Source organism: Aquincola tertiaricarbonis (assembly GCF_000969605.1).
Lineage (GTDB): Bacteria > Pseudomonadota > Gammaproteobacteria > Burkholderiales > Burkholderiaceae_C > Aquincola > Aquincola tertiaricarbonis.
Window position 1 is genome coordinate 182,465 of the sequence record NZ_JZUE01000005.1, and the last position, 21,554, is coordinate 204,018.

Here is a 21,554-nt window from a genome sequence, read left to right on the forward strand (position 1 = left end):
GCGGCCCTGGATTGCCCCCCCGTGGCCACGCCCTTCACCCCCAGCCTGCACCTACCGCAGCATCCCGAGAGGCCCTTGCCCATGAAGACCCAGCTTTCCCTGCTTGCCGCCGCACTGGTCGCCCTGCCGATGGTGGCCGGCGCGCAGAACGTCGCCATCGTCAACGGCAAGGCCGTGCCCAAGGCCCGCGTCGAAGCCCTGATGACCCAGGCCACCCGCGGCGGTGAACAGCCGCGCACGCCCGAGCTGGAAGCGCGGGTGAAGGAGGAAGTGGTGCTGCGCGAGATCTTCGCGCAGGAAGCCGAGAAGCGCGGCATGGCGCAGACGGCCGACTACAAGAGCCAGATGGAACTGGCGCGCCAGAGCATCCTGATCCGCGAGCTGTTCACCGACTTCCAGAAGAAGAACGTGGTGTCCGACGCCGATGCCAAGGCCGAGTACGACAAGTTCAAGGCCCAGTCGGCCGGCCAGGAATTCCGCGCCCGCCACATCCTGGTGGAGACCGAGGACCAGGCCAAGGCGCTGATCGCCGAGATCAAGGCCGGCGGCAACTTCGAGGAAATCGCCAAGAAGAACTCCAAGGACCCGGGCTCCGGCGAGAACGGCGGCGACCTGGACTTCGCCAAGCCCGACGCCTACGTGCCGGAGTTCGGCCAGGCCCTGGCCGCGCTGAAGAAGGGCGAGATGACCGAGACGCCGGTGAAGACCCAGTTCGGCTACCACATCATCAAGCTGGAAGACACGCGCGAGGCGCAGTTCCCGGCCTTCGAGGAAGTGAAGCCGCAGATCCAGCAGCGCCTGACGCAGGTCAAGCTGCAGCAGTTCCAGCAGGACCTGCGCGCCAAGGCCAAGACGGACTACAAGTTCCAGGAGTGAGCGACACGCGCCGCTCACTCCGGGCGGCGCAGATCGGGCAGCCGCGCCTCGTGGCTGCCCAGCCAGCGGGCCACGGCATCGCCGGGCATCGGCCGGGCCACCAGGTAGCCCTGCCCCACGTTGCAGCCTGATTGCTGCAGCAGCCGCCAGTCCTCCATCGTCTCCACGCCCTCGGCCACCGACACCAGGCCGAGCCGGCCCGCCATCTCCAGCGCCGACTGCAGCAGCGTCTTCAGGTGCGGGCTGCGGTGCGCGCCGTGCACGAAGGAACGGTCGATCTTCAGCTCGGTGCAGGGCACCCGCGCCAGCTGCTGCATCGACGAGAAGCCGGTGCCGTAGTCGTCGATCGACAGCCCCACGCCGCGCATGCGCAGCCGGGCCAGCACGCTCAGCGTGGCGGCATCGGAGGCCACCGCCGCGCTCTCGGTGATTTCCAGCACCAGCTGCGAAGGCGCCACCCCATGCCGTGCCAGCAGCGCGGTGACCCCCTCCACCAGCCCGGGCGTCTGCAGCGACAGCGGCGACAGGTTCACCGCCATGGACAGCCGCAGGCCGCGCGCACTCCAGCGCGCCAGCTGCGCGAGGCTCTGGTCCATCACGGAGCGAGTCAGGTCGCCGATGATCCCGTGCTGCTCGGCGGTGGCGATGAAGCGGTCCGGCGGCACCATGCCCAGCACCGGATCGGTCCAGCGCGCCAGCGCCTCCACGCCGCGGACCAGCCCGGTGCGGATGTCCACCTTGGGCTGGAACTGCGGCGTCACCCGCCCCTGCGCCACCGCCAGCGCCAGCACATCGGGAGCGATGGGCTGCGGCACGCTGGGCAGGCTGGGCGCTTCGCCGCTGGCCTGCATCTGCTGGCTCGCTTCCAGCGCGGCGGCCATCACTTCCGAGGTCAGCGGCTTGGCCACGCCGGCCAGCAGCCGCATCGACAAGGTGGCGGCCATGGCCTCCACCGCCCGCATCAAGGCGCCTTCGCGGCTGCTGGCCACCACGAAGGGCGAGCGCACGCCGTGGCGCCCCAGGTGCTGGATCAGCTCGAAGCCGTCCATCACCGGCATCTCCAGGTCGATGACCATCAGCGTGGGCGGCAGCGGCAGCCCGGCCAGCCGGCGCAGCGCATCCTCGCCGTCCTGCGCCTCGTGCACTTCGCTCACGCCCAGGGCGCGGCACAGCGACACCGCATGCTGCCGCTGCACCAGGCTGTCGTCGACCACCAGCACCACGTCGCGCGCGGCCTGCGGTCGATCAGAAGGAAGTGAAGGAGGACTCATCGACGGTGTCGTCCGCCCGCTGGCGGGCTGGTGCGGCCGCTGGCCGCTTGGCGGAAGGCGAGCCATGCCGCGCGGCCGAGCGCGCCAGGCCCAGCGCACGGCGGGCGGGGCCGGCCGCCTCGGGTTCGGCGACGCCGCCGGTGGCCAGGCGGAAGAAGCCCATGGTCTGCTGCAGCGCCTCGGCCTGCGCGCTCATCTCGGCCGAGGTGGCGGCCAGTTCCTCGGAGCTGGAGGCGTTCTGCTGCATCGCCTGGCTGAGCTGGCCCACCGCGGCATTGATCTGCGCCACGCCGGCCGACTGCTCCTCGCTGGCCGCGGTGATCTCCTGCACCAGGTCGGAGGTCTTGCTGATGCTGGGCACCATGGCGGTGAGCAGCTCGCCCGCGCGCTCGGCCAGCTGCACGCTCTCGCTGGCCACGTTGCCGATCTCCTCGGCCGCCACCTGGCTGCGCTCGGCCAGCTTGCGCACCTCGGCGGCCACCACCGCGAAACCCTTGCCGTGCTCGCCGGCGCGTGCAGCCTCGATGGCCGCATTCAGCGCCAGCAGGTTGGTCTGGTAGGCGATGTCATCGATGATGACGATCTTGCGGGCGATCTGCTTCATGGCCGAGACCGTGGCCGACACCGCCTCGCCGCCCTCCCTCGCCTCGCCGGCGGCCTTGCCGGCCATGCCATCGGTGACCTTGGCGTTGTCGGTGTTCTGCGCGATGGAGGCCGTCATCTCCTCGATGGAGGCGCTGGTCTGCTCCACGCTGGCGGCCTGTTCGCTGGCGGCCTGCGACAGCACCTGCGAGGTGGCGCTCACCTGCTCCGAAGCGGTGGCCAGGCTCTCGGCACCGTCGTTCACCTCGCGCACCACGTTGGTCAGGCGGGCCACCATGTCGCGCACCGCGGCCAGCATGCTGCGCTCGTCGCCGGCGCGGGTGCGCACCTCCACCGTCAGGTCGCCCTGCGCCACGCGCCGGATGACCTCGGCCGCATAGGCCGGCTCGCCGCCCAGCAGCCGCAGCAGGCCGCGGGTGATGAGCACGCCCATCACCGCCGCGATGAGCACCGCGCCGGCCGACAGGCCCAGCATCAGGTCGCGGGTGTGCAGGTAGCCGGCGGCGGCCTCCTTCACCGTCGACTGCATCAGCTGCACCTGGAAGTCGGCCATCTCGTCCAGCGCGGCCTCCAGCCGCGCATTGGCAGGCGCGAAGTCGTCGCGCACGAAGGCGGCGGCCTGCTCGCGGTCGCCGTCCATCAGCGCGTACAGCGACGGGTACTTGGCGGCCAGCGTGGCCCGCCGGTCCTTCACCGCGGCCATCAGTTCGCGGCCGCGGTCGGTGTTGACCATGGCATCGAACTGGCTCACCAGCGTCTCGTCGCGCGCACGGTTGGCCGCCACCCGGGCCTTGAAGGGCTCGACGTTGAAGCCGGCCGGCGCCAGCAGGATGGCCCGCAGCTGCCGCCCGTTGTCCACGGTGAGGGTCTGCATCTCCTTGGCCATCATGGCCTTGGCCACGCGGTCGTCGACGATGAGCGAGGTGCGCTCGTTCATCTCCGACAGCCGGCTGATGCCGAGCGCGGCCAGCGCCAGCATCAGCGCCACGACGGCGCCAAAGCCCAGGCCCAGCCGGGTGGCCACTTTGAGGTTGTTGAACATGGTTGGCTTCCTGCCGTGCGTGACGGCGTTCAAGAAGGAAACGGCATGGATGCGGCCGGCGTGGCCGCCGGCTGCGGTGCATGCGGCAGCGCCATCACGCCGGGAAGACGGGCGCGCGGGCTGCGGTTCGGGAATGGGCGCGGGGCGCCGGAGGGCGGTGGCCAGAGCGCGCGGGGATGGGCGGCCGGCCGGCGCGGCGCGCGCAGCGGGCACCGGGCCGCGCCCCGGTCAAGGCCGGGGAAGGCGCGCTTGGCACCCGTGGCGGCGCCGGCAAGGCTGTACTGACCTGACATCTCGCGTGCTCCAAGACACTTCGACGAATAGGCCCACGGTTCGTACAGCTCTTGACCCGGGTCTGGGTCACATATCGGAACAAGCGGCAGCGGACTTGAGATGCCGGGCGGCGCCGCCCGCCCGGCCCGCGCAGGCGGTCAGCCGGCTTCGGCCGGCTCCGCCGAAGCCACCAGGCGCCCGGCCTCGATGACCAGCTGGCGGTCGCAGCGACGGGCGATGGCCCGGTCGTGCGTGACCAGCACGAGCGTGGTGCCGGCCTCGCGGTTCAGCTCGAAGATCAGCTGCATCACGGTTTCGCCGGTGGCGAAATCCAGGCTGCCGGTGGGCTCGTCGGCCAGCAGCACGGCCGGCCGCACCACGAAGGCCCGGGCCAGCGCCACGCGCTGCTGCTCGCCGCCCGACAGCACCCGCGGATAGTGGCCCAGCCGGGCGCCCAGGCCGACGCGGCCGAGCATCTCGGTGGCCGCGGCGCGGGCGTCGTTGCGGCCCATCAGCTCCAGCGGCAGCATCACGTTCTCCAGCGCCGTGAGGTTGCCCAGCAGCTGGAAGCTCTGGAACACGAAGCCCACCTTCTGCGCCCGCACCGCGGCGCGGGCGTCCTCGTCCAGCGCGAAGAGGTCGGTGCCGGCCAGGCGCACCGTGCCCTGCGTGGGCACGTCCAGCCCGGCCAGGATGGACAGCAGCGTGCTCTTGCCGGAACCGGACGCGCCGACGATGGCCACCGATTCCTGCGCACGCAGAGTGAACTCGATGCCATGGAGAATCGTCAGAACACCGGTCGAGTCGCGTACCTCTTTGCTGACGCGGTCGACTTCGATGATGGGTTGCTGCATGAAGATGGAGTCGAGCTTGGAACGGACGGGTGGAAGGCTGACCGCGCAACGGCGGCAGGTGCTGTTGCACTGTAGCGCGCTGGGGCTGGCCTTCGGGCTGGGCGGGATGCTGCCCGTGGCGGCGCTGGCAGCGCCCGCCACGCCGGTGATCCTGGTGGTGGGCGACAGCCTTTCCGCCGAATACGGCCTGCCGCGCGGCAGCGGCTGGGTGGCGCTGCTGGAGCGCCGGCTGGCCCAGCAGCGTGTGCAGGCGCGGGTGGTGAATGCCAGCATCAGCGGCGACACCACTTCCGGCGGGCGCTCCCGCCTGCCGGCGCTGCTGGCCCAGCACAAGCCCACGCACGTGATCCTGGAGCTGGGCGGCAACGACGCGCTGCGCGGCCTGCCGCTGGCGATGACGCAGGCCAACCTGGCCGAGATGGCACGCGCCAGCAAGGCTGCCGGCGCCCAGGTGCTGGTGGCCGGCATGCAGGTGCCGCCCAACTACGGCCGCAAGTACAGCGACGACTTCGCCGCGCTGTTCGCCACCGTGGCCAAGGCCGAGGGCACGGCGCTGGTGCCCTTCCTGCTGAAGGGCGTGGCCGACGTGCCGAATGCCGAGGCGCTGTTCCAGCCCGACCGCATCCACCCGCGCGAGGCCGCGCACCCGACGATGCTGGACAACGTCTGGCCGGTGCTGCGGCCGCTGCTCAAGTAGCAGGCTGCCGCCCGCCGCGGCGTCAGCGCTCGTTCTGGCGCGGGCCGCGGTCGGCCCGCTCGGCCCGTTCGGCACCCGACTTGTCGCGGCCGGGGCCGCCCATCGGCATGCGCGGGGCTTCCATGCGCGGGGCTTCCATGCGCGGGGCCGGCGCGGGCTGGGCCGGCATCGGCCGCGGCACGGGCACGGCCCGCTGCTCTGGCATGCCTCGTGGCTGGGGCTGCGGCTGGCCCCCGCCCTGCGGCGGACGCTGCCACTGCGGCTGCACCGGCACCACCCGCTCCGAAGGCGGGCGCACCACCGGCGCCGCGGGGCTGCCGTCGCGGTTGCGCAGGCCGCCGCCGGGATTGACGCCACGCCAGTGGTCGGGCACGCCGTCGGCGTTGCGGTCGTTGCCGCGCTGGCGTTCCAGCAGTTCCCGGTCGATGCGGTCGTCGCGCCCGTTGTTGTCGCGGTCGCGGTCGAAGTCGCGGCCGGTGTCCACCGTGCGGCCGGGCCAGGGCCTGCCGATCGAGCCGGGCGGGTTGCCGCTGTCGATCACGCGGGAAGGCGGCGCATCGTCGCGCCGGCGGTCGGGCCACGGACGCGGATTGCGGTCATCGGGCCGCGGCAGCAGGCCGGCGGTGGGCGGTGGCGGGCGCCAGCCGTCGCGGCGGTGGTCCCAGAAGTCGCGGTTGCCACGCGGGTCGGTGATCACGCGGTCGCCGATGCGCTCGCGCCGGCGCAGGATGTCCGACGGCACGACGGTGATGCCGCCCGGCAGGCGCTCGTTCACCCAGGGCGTGCCGTGGCCGCGGTCGGGCAGGCGCCAGCCGGGCGGCCGCGGACCGGGGCCGTAGTACGGGTCGAGGTGGTCGCGCCAGCGCGGCGCGATGCGGTAACCCGGCACGTAACGCTCACGCGGCGACAGCGGCACCCAGCCCACATAGGGCGGCCCGCCGACGGTCACGCCCACGCTCACGTTGCCGCCGCCGATCCATGCCACCAGGCCGGGCGAATACACCGGCCGCACTGCATAGCGCCCCGGCGCCCAGCCCCAGCGGCCGTTCCACTGCACCCAGCGGCCGTAATGGAAGGGCGCGAAGCCCCAGGGCGCATCGTCCACCCAGGTCCAGCCCCAGGGCGAGATCCAGCTCCAGCGGCCGTAGCGGTACGGCGCCCAGCCCGCGGCCACGCTGGTGGGTGCCCAGATGGCGCCGTATTCGGGATGGTTGTCCCAGCGGCCATAGCGGGCCAGGTCGTCCACGCCGGTCATCTCCGGCGACACCTCGCGGTCCAGTGCGGCCAGGCGCTGGTCGTCGGCGCGGTCCTGCGCCAGCACCCAGTCGCTGAACGGGTCCTGCGCGGGAGAGGACCAGGTGTAGTGCGTCGCCCCGCCCTCGCGCCAGAACTCGGCGCGCTGGCCGGCGCGCACGTCCAGCGCGCTGTCGGGTGCGTCGAAGCGGGCGCTGCCGGACCACACGCCCAGCACCATGCTGGGCGCGTCCACGTCCACCCGGTAATGGCCGGCCACCTGCGGCAGCACGCGGCCGGCATCGGACACCACCTGCAGCTCGCGCGCCACCTCGCTGGAGCGCACGCGCAGCGCCAGCGTGCCGCGGTCGACGGCCACCTGCACCTGCGCATCGTCCAGCTCGCGCAGGGTCACCTCGGTCTGGCCGTCCAGGCGCAGCGTGGTGGAGCCGATCTGCAGCTCGGCGCGGCCGCCGGCGTCGGTGGCCAGGCGGTCGCCACGGGTCAGCGGGCGATTGCGCTCGGCGGCCACCCATTCGTTGTCCTGGCGGTCCAGCAGCCACACGGTGCCCTGGGTGTCGCCCACGCGGCCCACCCGGCCGGGTGCGTCTTCCTGGGCCTGTGCCGGGCCTGCCAGGCACATCAGCCCGGCCAGCAGCCAGCCGGCCAGCGGTGAAGCAATGGTTCTCATGCAGCAGTCTCCTGCCCTGTTCAACGCTTTTCGGCCCCCGGCGGCCGACTTGGTTCACCCCGGCTTACAACTGCTGCCAGCTCTTGCGCCGCGTTCAATCGTCCGCGTTCGGATCCATCTCGGGGAACAGCACGCTGGTGAAGCCCAGCCGCGTCAGGTCCGTCATGCGGGTGGGATACAGCCGGCCGATCAGATGGTCGCATTCATGCTGCACCACGCGGGCGTGGAAGCCCTCGGCCTCGCGCTCGATCGGCCGCCCTTGCGGGTCGACACCGGTGTAACGGATGCGCTGGGCGCGCGGCACCACGCCGCGCAGCCCGGGCACCGACAGGCAGCCTTCCCAGCCTTCGACCATCACGTCGTCCAGCGGCGTGATCACCGGGTTGATGAGCACCGTCTTGGGCACCGGCGGCGCCTCGGGGTAGCGCTCGTTGCGGTCGAAGCCAAAGATCACCAGCTGCAGGTCGACGCCGATCTGCGGCGCGGCCAGGCCGGCGCCGTTGGCCGCTGCCATGGTGTCGAACATGTCGGCGATCAGCGCATGCAGCTCCGGCGTGTCGAACTCGGTCACGGGCGGCGCCACGCGCAGCAGGCGGGGGTCGCCCATCTTCAGGATTTCTCGTACTGCCATCGGTTCGTCTCGTTCAGGTTGCGGATGCGCCGGCCCCGGCCAGCAGGGCCTGCAGGCCGGCTTCGTCCAGGATGGTGATGCCCAGCTGCTGGGCCTTCTCCAGCTTGCTGCCCGCCTCGGCGCCGGCCACCACGTAGTTCGTCTTCTTCGACACCGAGCCCGCCACCTTGGCGCCGGCCGCTTCCAGCAGGTCCTTGGCCTCGTCGCGGCTCATGGTGGGCAGCGTGCCGGTGAGCACGAAGGTCTGGCCGGCCAGCGGCTTGGGCGCGGCGCGCTCGGCGCCTTCATGCTCGGGCCAGGTGACGCCGGCGGCACGCAGCTGCTCGGCCACCTCGCGGTTGTGCGGCTGCTCGAAGAAGGCGCGGATGCTCTGCGCCACCACCGGGCCCACGTCGGGCACCTCCAGCAGCTGCTCGCAGGTGGCGTCCATCACCGCGTCGAGCTGGCCGAAGTGCCGGGCCAGGTCCTTGGCGGTGGTTTCACCCACGTGGCGGATGCCGAGCGCGTACAGGAAGCGCGGCAGCGTGGTGTGCTTGCTCTTGTCCAGCGCCTGCACCAGGTTGGCGGCGCTCTTGTCGGCCATGCGCTCGAGTGCCGACAGCTTGGCGATGCCCAGGGTGTACAGCTCGGGCAGGGTGCGGATCAAACCGCCGTCCACCAGCTGGTCCACCAGCTTGTCGCCCAGGCCTTCGATGTCCATCGCGCGGCGGCCGGCAAAGTGCAGCAGCGCCTGCTTGCGCTGCGCCGCGCAGAAGAGGCCGCCGGTGCAGCGGTGGTCGATGCCGCCGCGCTCCCGCAGCACGTCGCTGCCGCACACCGGGCAATGGCGCGGCATGCGGAAGTTGGGCACGTAGCCCGCGCGCGGGCCGGGCACGCGGCCCACCACCTCCGGGATCACGTCGCCGGCGCGGCGCACGATCACCTTGTCGCCGATGCGCACGCCCTTGCGGCGCAGCTCGAACACGTTGTGCAGCGTCGCATTGCTCACCGTCGTGCCGCCGACGAACACCGGCTCCAGCTTGGCCACCGGCGTGAGCTTGCCGGTGCGGCCCACCTGGATGTCGATGGCGCGCAGCACCGTCACCTGCTCCTGCGCCGGGTACTTGTGCGCCACCGCCCAGCGCGGCTCGCGGGTCTTGAAGCCCAGCTGCTGCTGCAGCGCGCGGTCGTCCACCTTGTAGACCACGCCGTCGATGTCGAAGGGCAATGCATCCCGCTGCGCCGCGATGCGTTCATGGAAGCCGGCCAGGCCGTCGGCCCCCTCCACCACCGCGCGGTCGGCGTTGACCGGCAGGCCCATCCTGGCCAGCGCATCCAGCGTGGCCGAATGGCTGGGCGGCACGTCCCAGCCCTGCACGTCGCCCAGGCCATAGGCGAAGAAGTCCAGCGGCCGCTGCTTGGCGATGTTGGCGTCCAGCTGGCGCACCACGCCGGCCGCGGCATTGCGCGGGTTGACGAAGGTCTTGCCGCCGGCCTCGCGCTGGCGCTCGTTCAGTGCCTCGAACGCGTCGCGGCGCATGAACACCTCGCCGCGCACTTCCAGCACAGGCGCATTGCAGCGCTTGAGCCGCTTGGGGATGACGCCGATGGTGCGGATGGTGTGGGTCACGTCCTCGCCCGTCTCGCCGTCGCCGCGGGTGGCGGCCTGCACCAGCGTGCCGCCTTCGTAGCGCAGGTTCACGGCCAGGCCGTCGAACTTCAGCTCGGCGTTGTAGCGCACCGGCGGGTCGGCCTCGGCGAGCTTGAGCGCATTGCGCACCGAGGTGTCGAACTTCAGCGCGCCGGCCGGCGTGGTGTCGGTCTCGGTCTTGATCGACAGCATCGGCACCGTGTGCCGCACTGGCATCAGGCCTTCCAGCACCGCGCCGATCACGCGCTGCGTGGGCGAATCGGGCGTCAGCAGTTCGGGATGCGCGGCCTCGATGGCCTGCAGTTCCTGGAACAGCTTGTCGTACTCGGCATCGGGAATCGTCGGCGCGTCCAGCACATAGTAGGCATGGGCATGCGCTTCGAGCAGGCCACGCAGTTCGGCGGCGCGGTGGGCGGGGTCTTCCGTTCGGGGCATGGCGCCAGTGTAGGCAGGCTGTGACACAGTGCATTCCTCCGCGCTGCAGCCCTTTCGCCCCATGACCTCATTCGACTACGACCTCATCACCCTCGGCGCCGGCTCCGGCGGCGTGGCCGCTTCCCGCCGCGCCGCGGCGCTCGGCGCCAAGGTGGCCATCATCGAAGGCAGCCGCGTGGGCGGCACCTGCGTGATCCGCGGCTGCGTGCCCAAGAAGCTGATGATGTATGCGGCGCAGCTGGGCGACGCCATCCACGAGGCCCGCGGCTACGGGTGGGCGGTGGAGGCGGCGACGTTCGACATGGCGCCCTGGGCCGCGCAAAAGGCCTCCGAGATCCGCCGGCTGGAAGGCTTGTACCGCCAGCTGCTCAACGGATCGGGCGTGGAGGTGCTGGACGGCTGGGGCCGCATCGACGGCCCGAACACCGTGGTGGTGGGCCAGCGCCGCATCACCGCCCGGCACCTGCTGATCGCCACCGGCGGCCGGCCGGTGCGCGACAGTATCGAGGGCATCGGCGACTGGCCCACCTCGGACGACGTGCTCGACCTGCAGCACCTGCCGGCCGAGGTCGGCATCGTCGGTGGCGGCTACATCGCGGTGGAGTTCGCCAGCATCCTGGCGCGGCTGGGCGCCAAGGTGCAGCTGTTCTACCGCGACCGCCAGCCGCTGCGCGGCTTCGACGAGGACTTGCGCACCCGCGTGGCCCAGGCGCTGGAGGCCGCCGGCATCGTGCTGCATGCAGGCCAGGCGCCGCAGCGCGTGGACAAGCAGGACGACTGCTACCAGCTGCACATGGCCAGCGGCATGACGCACCGCTTTCCCTTCGTGCTGAACGCCACCGGCCGCCGGCCACACACCGCGGGCCTGGGCCTGGAGACCATCGGCCTGCAGACCGACGCGGCGGGCGCGGTGCCGGTGAACGAGCGCTTCGAGACGCCGGTGCCGGGCGTGCATGCCATCGGCGACGTGACCAACAAGCTCAACCTGACGCCGGTGGCCATCGCCGAAGGCCGCGCCTGGGCCGAAGCGCTGTTCGGCGGCGAGGCGGGCGCCGCCCGCCTGCCCGACTTCAGCCAGATCGCCACCGCGGTGTTCACCCTGCCGCCGCTGGGCACCATCGGCCCCAGCGAGGCCGACGCGCTGGCGGCCGGCCACACGCTGAAGGTGTTCGAGGCCGATTTCCGGCCGATGAAGCAGACCTTCATCGGCGGCGCCGAGCGCAGCTACATGAAGCTGCTGGTGGACGCCGACACCGACCGCGTGCTGGCGGTGCACATGCTGGGCGCCGACGCACCGGAGATCGTGCAGAGCCTGGCCGTGGCCCTCACCTGCGGCGCCACCAAGGCCCAGTTCGACCGCACGGTGGCGGTGCACCCGACGTCGGCCGAAGAGTTCGTGCTGATGAGGCAGCCGGCGCGGGTGGTGAAGCCGGGCGCCTAGGAAGCCGCTGGCAGGTTGTTCAGCTGAACAACCGCCGCGCCGCCGCCGAGCCGGCGGTGAGGTCGCGTTGGGCAAGCTGCGCGTACAGCGTCTTCAGGTCGCCGGCGATGCCGGTGAAATGCTGCAGCGTGATCGGCCAGCCGCGGTCGTCCACCAGCGTGCCGTCCATGCTGGTGGCCAGGGCGCGGGCCACTTCCTGCCAGGCGGCGAAGGGCTCGGCCGATTCGGGTGTCTGCGGCACGTCCAGGCTGAGGGTGACGTCGCGCAGCGCGGCGGCGGCCGGGTCTTCGGCCAGCGCGGCCTGGGGGTCGAAGCCCAGCACCAGCACCGGCGGCGCGCCCGGCTCGGGCGACGGCAGTACCAGCCGGCCCGGCAGGCTGCCGGGCACGAAGCCCTGGCGTGCCGCGCTTTGCTGGATGAAGCCCACCGACCAGGCCGCGCTGTTGGCGCGCAGCACCATGCTCAGCTGCGCATCGTGCGGACTGGCAAAGCCGTCCAGCTCGCGGGCGCGGGCGGCCACTTCCAGCATGTCGGGGAAGTCGGGCATCGCGCCCACCGCCTCGGCAAAGGCCTGCACCTTCTGCACGAACTCCGAATACTCGATCTCGTTGAGCGCGCCGCTTCGGTTGGCCAGCTGCACGCCGGCCTGCAGCTCGTTGTAGCGGCGGCCCGGCGCGGGCGCTTCCCAGTCGCCGGTCTCGACGTTCAGGCCCTCGATGTGGAAGGGCTTGGTGCCGGCGCGGCGCGAAGGCGGCATGTGGGCCAGCACCATGTCGCCGCTGACCGGCGACTCCAGCGTCAGCGGCACGATGGCGTCGATCAGCGGATCGATGCGCGCCAGCCGGCGTCCGCCCACCGGCGGCACCCGCAGCTCGGGCAACACCTCGATGGCCGGGTCCGGCTCGACCGAAGGCACCGCGGGCTCGGCCGCGGCGGCGCCTTCCAGGCCGGGTTCCACCCGCGCATGGCCGGGCAGTTCGCCATCGGCGCGGCGCGGGCCCGCATGGCGCGCGGTCCAGATGCTGTGGGCCACCAGGGCCAGCACCACCAGCACCGCCACGATCGTCAAAGCCATCGTCAAGGTCATCGTCGTCCCGTCCTCAAGCCGCTTCGACCATGCCGACCGCGGTTTCCATGTCCACCGCGACGATGCGCGACACGCCCTGCTCCTGCATCGTCACGCCGATGAGCTGCCGTGCCATTTCCATCGCGATCTTGTTGTGGCTGATGAAGAGGAACTGCGTGCCCTCGCTCATCTGCGTCACCAGCTTGGCGTAGCGCTCGGTGTTGGCGTCGTCCAGCGGTGCGTCCACCTCGTCCAGCAGGCAGAAGGGAGCCGGGTTGAGCTGGAAGATGGCGAAGACCAGCGCGATGGCGGTGAGCGCCTTCTCGCCGCCCGACAGCAGGTGGATGGTGCTGTTCTTCTTGCCCGGCGGCTGCGCCATCACCTGCACGCCCGCGTCCAGGATCTCGTCGCCCGTCATCACCAGCCGCGCATTGCCGCCGCCGAACAGGCTGGGGAACATGCGTCCGAAGCCTTCGTTCACCTGGTTGAAGGTGTTGTTCAGCAGGTCGCGGGTTTCCAGGTCGATCTTGTGGATCGCGCCTTCCAGCGTGCCGATGGCCTCCAGCAGGTCGGCGTTCTGCGCATCCAGGAAGCTCTTGCGCTCACGCGCGCTGGCCAGCTCGTCCAGTGCGGCCAGGTTCACCGCGCCCAGTGCAGCGATCTCGCGGTTGATGCGGTCGATCTCGCTCTGCAGGCCGTGCAGCTTCACGCCATCGGCCTCGATGCCGGCGGCCAGTTGCGCCAGGTCGACCGCCGCGGCCGTGAGCTGCTCCATGTACTGGGCGCCGCCCAGCGAGGCGGCCTGCTGCTCCAGCTGCAGCTTGTTGATGCTCTCCCGCAGCGGCTCCAGGCTGCGTTCCAGCGTCAGCCGCTGCTCGTCCGACCGGCGCAGCTGCATGGACAACTCGTCATATTCGCTGCGCTGGGCGGCCAGCGCCTTCTCGCGTTCCACCCGCAGCGCCAAGGCATCCTGCAGGCCGGCCTGCGCAGCCGCATCGTCGAAGCCGGCCAGCTCCTGCTGCAGTTGTCCGGCCGCCTGCTCATTGCTGGCGGCCTGCTGCGCGGCGGTCTCGATCGCACGCTGCAGCTCGCCCCGGCGCGCAGCCAGCGAGCGGGCCGAGAACTGCGCCTCCTGGGCCTGGCGTTCCAGCGCGCGCAACTGCTCGCGGGCATCCGCCAGCTTGCGCTCGGCACCGATCACCGCTTCGTCCAGCTCGGCATGGCGCTCCTGGGTGTTGGCCAGTTGCAGGTCCAGTTCCTCGAAGCGGGCCTCGCCGGTCACGCGGCGCTCGGCCAGCTCTTCCATCTGGCCGTCGATCTCGGCCAGCTCTTCCTGCAGCTGGCTGCGGCGCGACTGGGCGGCTTCGCTCTGCTGCTGCAGCCGCATCAGCTCCACCTGCAGCTGGTGGGCGCGGGTCTGCGCCTCGGCGGCCTCGCGACGCACCGCGGCCAGGCGGCTGGCGGCCTCGGCGTACGCGGCTTCGCTGCGCACCGCGGCGGTCTTGCTTTCCTCGGTGATCAGCGACTGCGCGCGCAGCTCCAGCGCCAGGTTCTCGATCTCCTGCGCGCGGGCCAGCATGCCGGCCTGCTCCGAATCCGGCGCATAGAAGGCCACCGCGAACTGCGACACCGCATGGCCCTCGCGCGTGACGATGATCTCGCCATGGGTGAGCTGGCCGCGCGAGGCCAGCGCCTCGTCCAGCGAAGGCGCGGTGTACACGCCTTCCAGCCAATCGGTCATCAGTGCCTTGAGGCCGGTGTCCTGCAGCCGCAGCAGGTCGGACAGCCGCGGCAGCGTGCGGTGCAGGTCCTGCACCGCAGCCGACGGCTTGGTGAAGAAGGCCAGCTTGGCCGGCGGTGCATCGGCGGCGAAGGCCTTCACCGTGTCGACCCGGCCGACTTCCAGCGCGCTCAGCCGCTCGCGCAGCACCGATTCCAGCGCGGTCTCCCAGCCGGTCTCGATGTGCACCTGCGTCCACAGGCCGGGCAGGCCGTCCAGCCCATGCTTGGCCAGCCAGGGCTTGAGCTTGCCTTCGGTCTGCACCTTCTCCTGCAGCGTGCGCAGCGCTTCCAGGCGGGCCGACAGCTCGGCATGGTGCGCCGTCTCGCGGTTGACGGTGGCCTGCTGGGCGCGGCGCTGCTCGTCGAGCTGCGGCACCTGCTCGGTGAGCTCATGCAGGCGCTCGTCGGCGATGGCCTGGGCCTCGGCCGCGTCCTCGCTTTGCGCGCGCAGCTCTTCCAGGCGGCCGGCATCCGGCGCGGCCAGGCCCTGGCGCTCGGCGGACAGGCGTTCGCGGCGGCCGCGCAGCGCGCGGGTCTGCTCCTCGATGTTGCGGCTGTCGGCGGCCAGCAGCTGGATCTGCTGCTGCACCTGCGTGACCAGCCCGCGCTGCTCGTTGGCCCGCGCCTGCGCGGCGCGCACCGCATCTTCCAGCGTGGGCAGCGCGCCGGCCTGCTCCTCGGCCTGCGCCGCAAGCACCTCGGCCTGCTCGTCGGCGGCGGCGATCTGCCCGGCGATGGTCTCCAGCTCGGCCTCGGCCTGCGCGCCGCGGTCGGCCCATTGCGCGATTTGCGCCTGCAGCTCGGCCAGCCGCTGCTGCGCGCGGTTGCGGCCTTCCACCACGTAGCGGATGCGCTCCTCCAGCCGGCTGACCTCCAGCGAGGCCTCGGCCAGCGCACCTTGCGCGATGTGCAGGCCATCGCTGGCGGCGTAGTGCGCCTGGCGGATGGTTTCCAGCCCGGCTTCCAGGTGGCGCAGCTCGGCCAGGCGGGCTTCCAGGGCGTTGGTGGCCTCGGCGGCGGCGGTCTTGATGCGCTGCTCTTCCGTGGCCGCGTCGCGGTGCTTCAGGAACCAGAGCTGGTGCAGCCGCAGCGTGCCGCGCTCCTGCAGGCCGTGGTACTGGGTGGCCACCTCGGCCTGCTTCTCCAGCTTCTCGAGGTTGGCGTTCAGCTCGCGCAGGATGTCTTCCACCCGCGTGAGGTTCTCGCGCGTGTCCTTCAGCCGGTTCTCGGTCTCGCGCCGGCGTTCCTTGTACTTGCTGACGCCGGCCGCTTCCTCGAGGAACATGCGCAGCTCTTCGGGCTTGCTCTCGATGATGCGGCTGATGGTGCCCTGGCCGATGATGGCGTAGGCCCGCGGGCCCAGCCCGGTGCCCAGGAACACGTCCTGCACGTCGCGGCGGCGCACCGGCTGGTTGTTGATGTAGTAGCTGCTGGTGCCGTCGCGCGTGAGCACGCGCTTGACGGCGATCTCGGCGAACTGGTTCCACTGGCCGCCGGCGCGTGCATCCTCGTTGCTGAACACCAGCTCCACGCTGGCGCGGCTGGCCGGCTTGCGGTTGCCGGAGCCGTTGAAGATCACGTCCTGCATCGACTCGCCGCGCAGCTCGCTGGCCTTGCTTTCACCGAGCACCCAGCGCACCGCATCCATGATGTTGGACTTGCCGCAGCCATTGGGCCCGACGACGCCGACCAACTGGCCGGGCAACTGGAAGGTGGTGGGTTCCGCGAAGGACTTGAAGCCCGAGAGCTTGATCTGGTTGAGCCGCATGAGCGCGTGCCCTGGAGCGCGCCAAGGTGTTGATTCAGAAGGGTTTTTTGTTCGTGCGCGGGGGCAGGAACGGGGCCGGATGATACCATCGCGCCCCCTCGTTCCCGGGCCCCTTCCCGGGCGCGCAACCCCTTGTTGCACCCGCGGCGCGCACGGCGCCGCCTCCTGCTGCCATGGCCAAGAACGCCAAGAAATCGAAGTCCGAACCCGTGGCCACGGCGCCCGTCGCCACCGCCGCGCCCCAGCGCCAGATGCCGCCCAACCCGCCCAGCGCGCCGAGCAAGGAACTGCATGTGTTCCCCAATCCGGCGCCCGAGCGCGACTACGTCATCCAGTTCCAGGTGCCCGAGTTCACCTGCCACTGCCCGCTGACAGGCCAGCCCGACTTCGCCCACTTCACGATCGACATGATTGCTGACCAGCAGTGCATCGAGCTCAAGAGCCTCAAGATGTACTTCTGGAGCTATCGCAACGAAGGCGCGTTCCACGAGAAGGTGACCAACACCATCCTCGACGACATCGTGAAGGCCACCGACCCGCGCTTCGTGCGCATCACCGCCAAGTGGTACGTGCGCGGCGGCATCTACACCAACGTGGTGGCCGAGCACCGGCAAAAGGGCTGGCAGCCGCAGCCGGTGGTGGAGCTGCCGAAGCACGCCGCCGAATCCGGGCTGCTCTGACGATGCCGCTGGCCGAACGCCCGCCATACCAGAAGTTCGACGTGCGCGTGGCGCGCAGCCGCATCGACGGCTTCGGCTGCTTCGCGGCCGAGCCGATCCCGCCGCGGCTGAAGATCGGCGAAATCCGGGGCGAGGCCATCAGCGTGGCCGAGGCGCGCCGCCGGGCCGAAGGCCAGCAGCGCATCATGATCGTGGAGGTGTCGCACAAGACGGCGATCGATGCCTCCAAGAGCACCGACCCGATGCGCTTCACCAACCACTCCTGCCAGCCCAATGCCCGCCTGGTGATCCGCGACGGCCGCATCGAGTTCTATGCCGTCAAGCCCATCGCCGTGGGCGACGAGGTGACGGTGAACTACGGCGAGACGCACCACGAAGGCAAGCTGGAATGCCGCTGCGGCGCGGTGGGGTGCGTGGGGCGGCTGTAGCTCACTGCCCCTGCGCCGCCACCACCTCCGCGATCGCCTTGCCCACCTCGGCCGTCGTGGCCTTGCCGCCCAGGTCGGGCGTGCGGGGCCCGCCGTCCTGCAGCACCGTCTCGATCGCCTGCAGCACCGCGGCGCCGGCTTCCGGGTGGCCCAGGTGCTCCAGCATCATCGAGCCGGCCCAGATCTGGCCGATCGGGTTGGCGATGCCCTTGCCGTAGATGTCGGGCGCCGAGCCGTGCACCGGCTCGAACAGCGACGGGAACTTGCGCTCCGGGTTGAGGTTGGCCGAGGGCGCAATGCCGATGGTGCCGGTGCAGGCCGGGCCCAGGTCGGACAGGATGTCGCCGAACAGGTTGCTGGCCACCACCACGTCGAACCAGTCCGGGTGCTGCACGAAGTGCGCGGTCAGGATGTCGATGTGGTACTTGTCGGTGCGCACGCCGGGGTAGGCCTTGGCGATCTCGGCGAAGCGCTCGTCCCAGTAGGGCATCGAGATCGAGATGCCGTTGCTCTTGGTGGCCGAGGTGAGGTGGCGCTTGGGCCGCTTCATCGCCAGCTCGAACGCGAACTTCATGATGCGGTCGGTGCCCTGGCGGCTGAACACGCTTTCCTGCAGCACGATCTCGCGGTCGGTGCCCTCGAACATCTTGCCGCCGACGCTGCTGTACTCGCCCTCGGTGTTCTCGCGCACGATGTAGAAGTCGATGTCGCCCACCTGGCGGCCGGCCAGCGGGCTCTTCACGCCGGGCATCAGCCGCGCAGGACGCAGGTTCACGTACTGGTCGAACTCGCGGCGGAACAGCAGCAGCGAGCCCCACAGCGACACATGGTCGGGCACCGTCGCCGGCCAGCCCACCGCGCCGAAGAAGATGGCGTCGTGGCCGCCGATCTGCGCCTTCCAGTCGGGGGGCATCATCGCGCCCTCCTTCAGGTAGCGCTCGCAGCTCCAGTCGAACTCGTCCCACTGCCACTCGATGCCGAAGCGGGTGGCCGCGGCGTCCATCACGCGCAGGCCTTCGGGCATCACTTCCTTGCCGATGCCGTCGCCGGCCATCACGGCGATGCGGTGCTTCATGCTCATGGGTTCAATCTCCTGCTTGGTTGAGAAACGGCAGCGCTGCTTCCAGCAGCCGTTCGGGCGCCTCTTCGGCGATGTAGTGGCCGCAGGGCAATGCGCTGCCCTGCACGTCGGTGGCGACACGCCGCCATTCGGCCAGCGGATCGAAGCAGCGCTGCACGATGCCCTGCGCGCCCCAGAGCGCCAGCAGCGGCATCGCCAGCCTGCGGCCGGCGTCGCGGTCCTCGCGGTCGTGCTGCAGGTCGATGCACGCGGCGGCGCGGTAGTCCTCGCACATCGCATGGGCGGCACCGGGCAGCGCGATGCAGCGCTCGTATTCGGCCCAGGCCTCGGGCGCGAAGGGCGACAGGCCGGCGCTGCGGCGGCCCATCACATCATGCAGGTAGGCGGCGGGGTCGGCCTCGATCAGGCGCTCGGGCAGCGTTGACGGCTGGATGAGGAAGAACCAGTGCCAGTAGGCGCGGGCGAAGGCCTCGTTGGTCTGCTCGTACATGGCCAGCGTGGGCGCGATGTCCAGCACCACCAGGCGCTGCACCGCCTGCGGATGGTCGGCGGCCAGCCGGTGCGCCACGCGGGCGCCGCGGTCGTGGGCCAGCACGCCGAAGCGCTTATGGCCAAGATGCCGCATCACGGCCAGCATGTCCTGGGCCATCGTGCGCTTGGCATACAGCCGGTGCTCGGCATCGCCCGCGGGCTTGGATGAATCGCCATAGCCGCGCAGGTCGGCGACCACCAGCGTGAAGCGCTCGGCCAGCGCCGGCGCCACCTTGTGCCAGATGGCGCGGGTCTGCGGATGGCCGTGCAGCAGCAGCAGCGGCGGGCCCTTGCCGCCGGTCACGCAGGCGATCTGCACGCCGTCGGCGGTGGGAATGCGGAGTTCCTGGTATCCGGCGTACAGGCTCATGGCGGTGGGCTTTCCGATGACTGCTGGAGGCTGCGACTTTAGGCGCACCCTGGCGGCCCGGCCGTTCGGCATCGGCAGTTCATCCGGTCGCTGGCCGCACGGATGCGCGGCAGACTGCTTCGCGATAATCGCCCGATGAACCCTTTGCTGAACCGCCTGCAGCCCTACCCGTTCGAGCGCCTGCGGCAACTCACCCGAGACATCGTGCCGAACCCGGCGCTGCGGCCGATCAGCCTGGGGCTGGGGGAGCCGCGCCATGCCACGCCCAAGCTGATCGAGGATGCGCTGACCTCGTCGCTGAAGGGCTTGTCGAGCTACCCCGCCACCGCGGGCGACCCGAAGCTGCGCGAGGCGATGGCCGGCTGGCTGCGCCGGCGTTATGGCGTGGCGGTGGATGCGGCCACGCAGGTGCTGCCGGTCAACGGCTCGCGCGAGGCGCTGTTCTCGCTGGCGCAATCGGTGATCGACCCCACGCGGCCGGGCGCCACTGTGGTGTGCCCGAATCCGTTCTACCAGATCTACGAAGGCGCGGCCCTGCTGTCGGGCGCCGAGGTGGCCTTCGCCAACAGCGATCCCGCGCGCAACTTCGCACCCGACTGGTCGCAGATCGACGAGGCCACCTGGGCCCGCACGCAGCTTGTCTATGTATGTTCGCCGGGCAACCCCACCGGCGCGGTGATGCCGCTGGACGAGTGGCGCACGCTGTTCGAGTTGTCGGACCGCCATGGCTTCGTCATCGCCAGCGACGAGTGTTATTCCGAGATCTACTTCCGCGACGAGCCTCCGCTGGGCGGCCTGCAGGCCGCGCAGGCGCTGGGCCGCAGTGACTTCCGCCGCCTGGTGATGCTGACCAGCCTGAGCAAGCGCAGCAACGTGCCGGGCATGCGCTCGGGCTTCGTGGCCGGCGATGCCGAGGTGATGAAGCAGTTCCTGCTCTACCGCACCTACCACGGCAGCGCGATGAGCCCCATCGTGCAGTCCGCCAGCCTGGCCGCCTGGGGCGACGAGGCGCATGTGGTGGCCAACCGCGAGCTGTACCGCACCAAGTTCGCCCAGGTCACGCCGGTGCTGGAAGAAGTGCTGGACGTGGCCCTGCCCGATGCCAGCTTCTACCTGTGGGCCGGCGTGCCGTCGGCTTTCAACGGCGACGACGTGGCCTTCGCCCGCGGGCTGCTCGCTCAATACAATGTTTCGGTGCTGCCGGGCAGCCTGCTCGCACGCAGCGCGCATGGCAGCAACCCCGGCGCCGGGCGGGTGCGCCTGGCGCTGGTGGCCGAAGTGGCCGAATGCCTCGAGGCGGCGCAACGCATCGCCTCCTACGTCAAGTCCTTGTGAGACCCCCCATGACAGCAGAACTGCAATCCACCATCGAACTCGCGTGGGAAGCCCGCTCCGACATCACGGCGCTGAACGCGCCCGCGGTGCGTGAAGCCGTGGAGGAGGTGATCGGCCAGCTCAACACCGGCCGCCTGCGCGTGGCTGAGCGCCAGGCCGTGGGTCAGTGGACGGTGAACCAGTGGGTGAAGAAGGCGGTGCTGCTGAGCTTCCGCCTGAACGACAACAAGCCGATGCATGCCGGCGAGCTGGCCTTCTTCGACAAGGTGCCCACCAAGTTCACGCACCTGACCGAAGAGGAAATGCGCGCCACCGGCGTTCGCGTGGTGCCGCCCGCCGTGGCCCGCCGCGGCAGCTACATGGCCAGGAACGTGGTGCTGATGCCCAGCTACGTGAACATCGGCGCCTACGTCGACGAAGGCACGATGGTGGACACCTGGGCCACCGTCGGCAGCTGCGCGCAGATCGGCAAGAACGTGCACCTCTCGGGCGGCGTGGGCATCGGCGGCGTGCTGGAGCCGCTGCAGGCCAATCCCACCATCATCGAGGACAACTGCTTCATCGGCGCCCGCTCCGAAGTGGTGGAAGGCGTGATCGTCGAGGAGAACTCGGTCATCTCCATGGGCGTGTACATCGGCCAGAGCACCAAGATCTACGACCGCGAGACGGGCGAGATCCACTATGGCCGCGTGCCGGCCGGCTCGGTGGTCGTCAGCGGCAACCTGCCCAGCGCCGACGGCAAGTACAGCCTGTACTGCGCGGTCATCGTCAAGAAGGTCGATGCGCAGACGCGCGCCAAGACCAGCTTGAACGACCTGCTGCGCGCCTGACCCGCA

General features: G+C 70.8%; 17 protein-coding genes. 7 read left to right on the plus strand and 10 right to left on the minus strand.

What is annotated here, in order from left to right:
* Window positions 1–81: 81 nt before the first annotated feature.
* A complete protein-coding gene (locus tag VO99_RS08125; protein ID WP_046112321.1) occupies window positions 82–876 on the plus strand; it encodes a peptidylprolyl isomerase in 795 nt (264 codons plus the stop codon).
* Between the two features lie 14 nt (window positions 877–890).
* On the opposite strand, the gene VO99_RS30775 is transcribed toward VO99_RS08125, so the two are convergent.
* The 3 genes from VO99_RS30775 to VO99_RS08140 form a co-directional block, all read right to left on the minus strand.
* Window positions 891–2,147, minus strand: a complete 1,257-nt coding sequence (locus VO99_RS30775; protein ID WP_046112322.1) for an EAL domain-containing response regulator — start codon at window positions 2,145–2,147, stop codon at window positions 891–893.
* Window positions 2,122–3,792, minus strand: a complete 1,671-nt coding sequence (locus VO99_RS30780; protein ID WP_046112323.1) for a methyl-accepting chemotaxis protein — start codon at window positions 3,790–3,792, stop codon at window positions 2,122–2,124. Before VO99_RS30780 ends, VO99_RS30775 begins: the two co-directional genes overlap by 26 nt.
* Before the next feature lie 431 nt (window positions 3,793–4,223).
* Window positions 4,224–4,919 (minus strand): ABC transporter ATP-binding protein, encoded by a 696-nt coding sequence (locus VO99_RS08140; protein WP_046112324.1) that lies wholly within the window; start codon window positions 4,917–4,919, stop codon window positions 4,224–4,226.
* A 4-nt stretch (window positions 4,920–4,923) separates the two neighbouring features.
* On the opposite strand from VO99_RS08140, the gene VO99_RS08145 reads away from it, so the two are divergent.
* Window positions 4,924–5,616 (plus strand): arylesterase, encoded by a 693-nt coding sequence (locus VO99_RS08145; RefSeq protein WP_046112417.1) that lies wholly within the window; start codon window positions 4,924–4,926, stop codon window positions 5,614–5,616.
* A gap of 22 nt (window positions 5,617–5,638) precedes the next feature.
* Here VO99_RS08145 and VO99_RS28705 read toward each other — a convergent pair whose 3' ends face one another.
* The 3 genes from VO99_RS28705 to ligA form a co-directional block, all read right to left on the minus strand.
* Window positions 5,639–7,540 carry a DUF6600 domain-containing protein gene (locus VO99_RS28705; RefSeq protein ID WP_052736187.1) on the minus strand — a complete coding sequence of 634 codons (1,902 nt, stop codon included), beginning with the start codon at window positions 7,538–7,540 and terminating at the stop codon, window positions 5,639–5,641.
* A gap of 94 nt (window positions 7,541–7,634) precedes the next feature.
* The gene (gene def, locus VO99_RS08155) at window positions 7,635–8,171 is read right to left on the minus strand and encodes a peptide deformylase (RefSeq protein WP_046112325.1); all 537 of its coding nucleotides are present in this window, start codon (window positions 8,169–8,171) and stop codon (window positions 7,635–7,637) included.
* A 13-nt stretch (window positions 8,172–8,184) separates the two neighbouring features.
* Window positions 8,185–10,236, minus strand: a complete 2,052-nt coding sequence (ligA, locus tag VO99_RS08160) for an NAD-dependent DNA ligase LigA (RefSeq protein WP_046112326.1) — start codon at window positions 10,234–10,236, stop codon at window positions 8,185–8,187.
* A 61-nt stretch (window positions 10,237–10,297) separates the two neighbouring features.
* On the opposite strand from ligA, the gene gorA reads away from it, so the two are divergent.
* The gene (gorA, locus tag VO99_RS08165; protein ID WP_046112327.1) at window positions 10,298–11,677 is read left to right on the plus strand and encodes a glutathione-disulfide reductase; all 1,380 of its coding nucleotides are present in this window, start codon (window positions 10,298–10,300) and stop codon (window positions 11,675–11,677) included.
* A 19-nt stretch (window positions 11,678–11,696) separates the two neighbouring features.
* Here the strand turns inward: gorA and VO99_RS08170 are convergent, their stop codons facing one another.
* Together VO99_RS08170 and smc are read right to left on the minus strand one after the other, a co-directional pair.
* The gene (locus VO99_RS08170; protein ID WP_232315301.1) at window positions 11,697–12,752 is read right to left on the minus strand and encodes a cell division protein ZipA C-terminal FtsZ-binding domain-containing protein; all 1,056 of its coding nucleotides are present in this window, start codon (window positions 12,750–12,752) and stop codon (window positions 11,697–11,699) included.
* A 25-nt stretch (window positions 12,753–12,777) separates the two neighbouring features.
* Entirely contained in the window at window positions 12,778–16,293 is a 3,516-nt protein-coding gene (smc, locus tag VO99_RS08175) for a chromosome segregation protein SMC (RefSeq protein WP_046112329.1), read from the minus strand.
* Between the two features lie 251 nt (window positions 16,294–16,544).
* On the opposite strand from smc, the gene queF reads away from it, so the two are divergent.
* The gene (gene queF / locus VO99_RS08180; protein WP_046112419.1) at window positions 16,545–16,973 is read left to right on the plus strand and encodes a preQ(1) synthase; all 429 of its coding nucleotides are present in this window, start codon (window positions 16,545–16,547) and stop codon (window positions 16,971–16,973) included.
* 2 nt (window positions 16,974–16,975) lie between these two features.
* Window positions 16,976–17,401 carry an SET domain-containing protein gene (locus VO99_RS08185; RefSeq protein WP_157039492.1) on the plus strand — a complete coding sequence of 142 codons (426 nt, stop codon included), beginning with the start codon at window positions 16,976–16,978 and terminating at the stop codon, window positions 17,399–17,401.
* 1 nt (window position 17,402) lies between these two features.
* Here VO99_RS08185 and VO99_RS08190 read toward each other — a convergent pair whose 3' ends face one another.
* Window positions 17,403–18,482, minus strand: a complete 1,080-nt coding sequence (locus VO99_RS08190) for a tartrate dehydrogenase (protein WP_046112330.1) — start codon at window positions 18,480–18,482, stop codon at window positions 17,403–17,405.
* A gap of 4 nt (window positions 18,483–18,486) precedes the next feature.
* On the minus strand, window positions 18,487–19,383 hold the full coding sequence (locus VO99_RS08195) for an alpha/beta fold hydrolase (RefSeq protein WP_046112331.1): 897 nt from the start codon (window positions 19,381–19,383) through the stop codon (window positions 18,487–18,489).
* Between the two features lie 135 nt (window positions 19,384–19,518).
* On the opposite strand from VO99_RS08195, the gene dapC reads away from it, so the two are divergent.
* On the plus strand, window positions 19,519–20,718 hold the full coding sequence (gene dapC, locus VO99_RS08200) for a succinyldiaminopimelate transaminase (RefSeq protein WP_046112332.1): 1,200 nt from the start codon (window positions 19,519–19,521) through the stop codon (window positions 20,716–20,718).
* A gap of 8 nt (window positions 20,719–20,726) precedes the next feature.
* Window positions 20,727–21,548, plus strand: coding sequence for a 2,3,4,5-tetrahydropyridine-2,6-dicarboxylate N-succinyltransferase (dapD, locus tag VO99_RS08205; protein WP_046112333.1), 822 nt, complete (start codon window positions 20,727–20,729; stop codon window positions 21,546–21,548).
* Window positions 21,549–21,554: the final 6 nt, after the last annotated feature.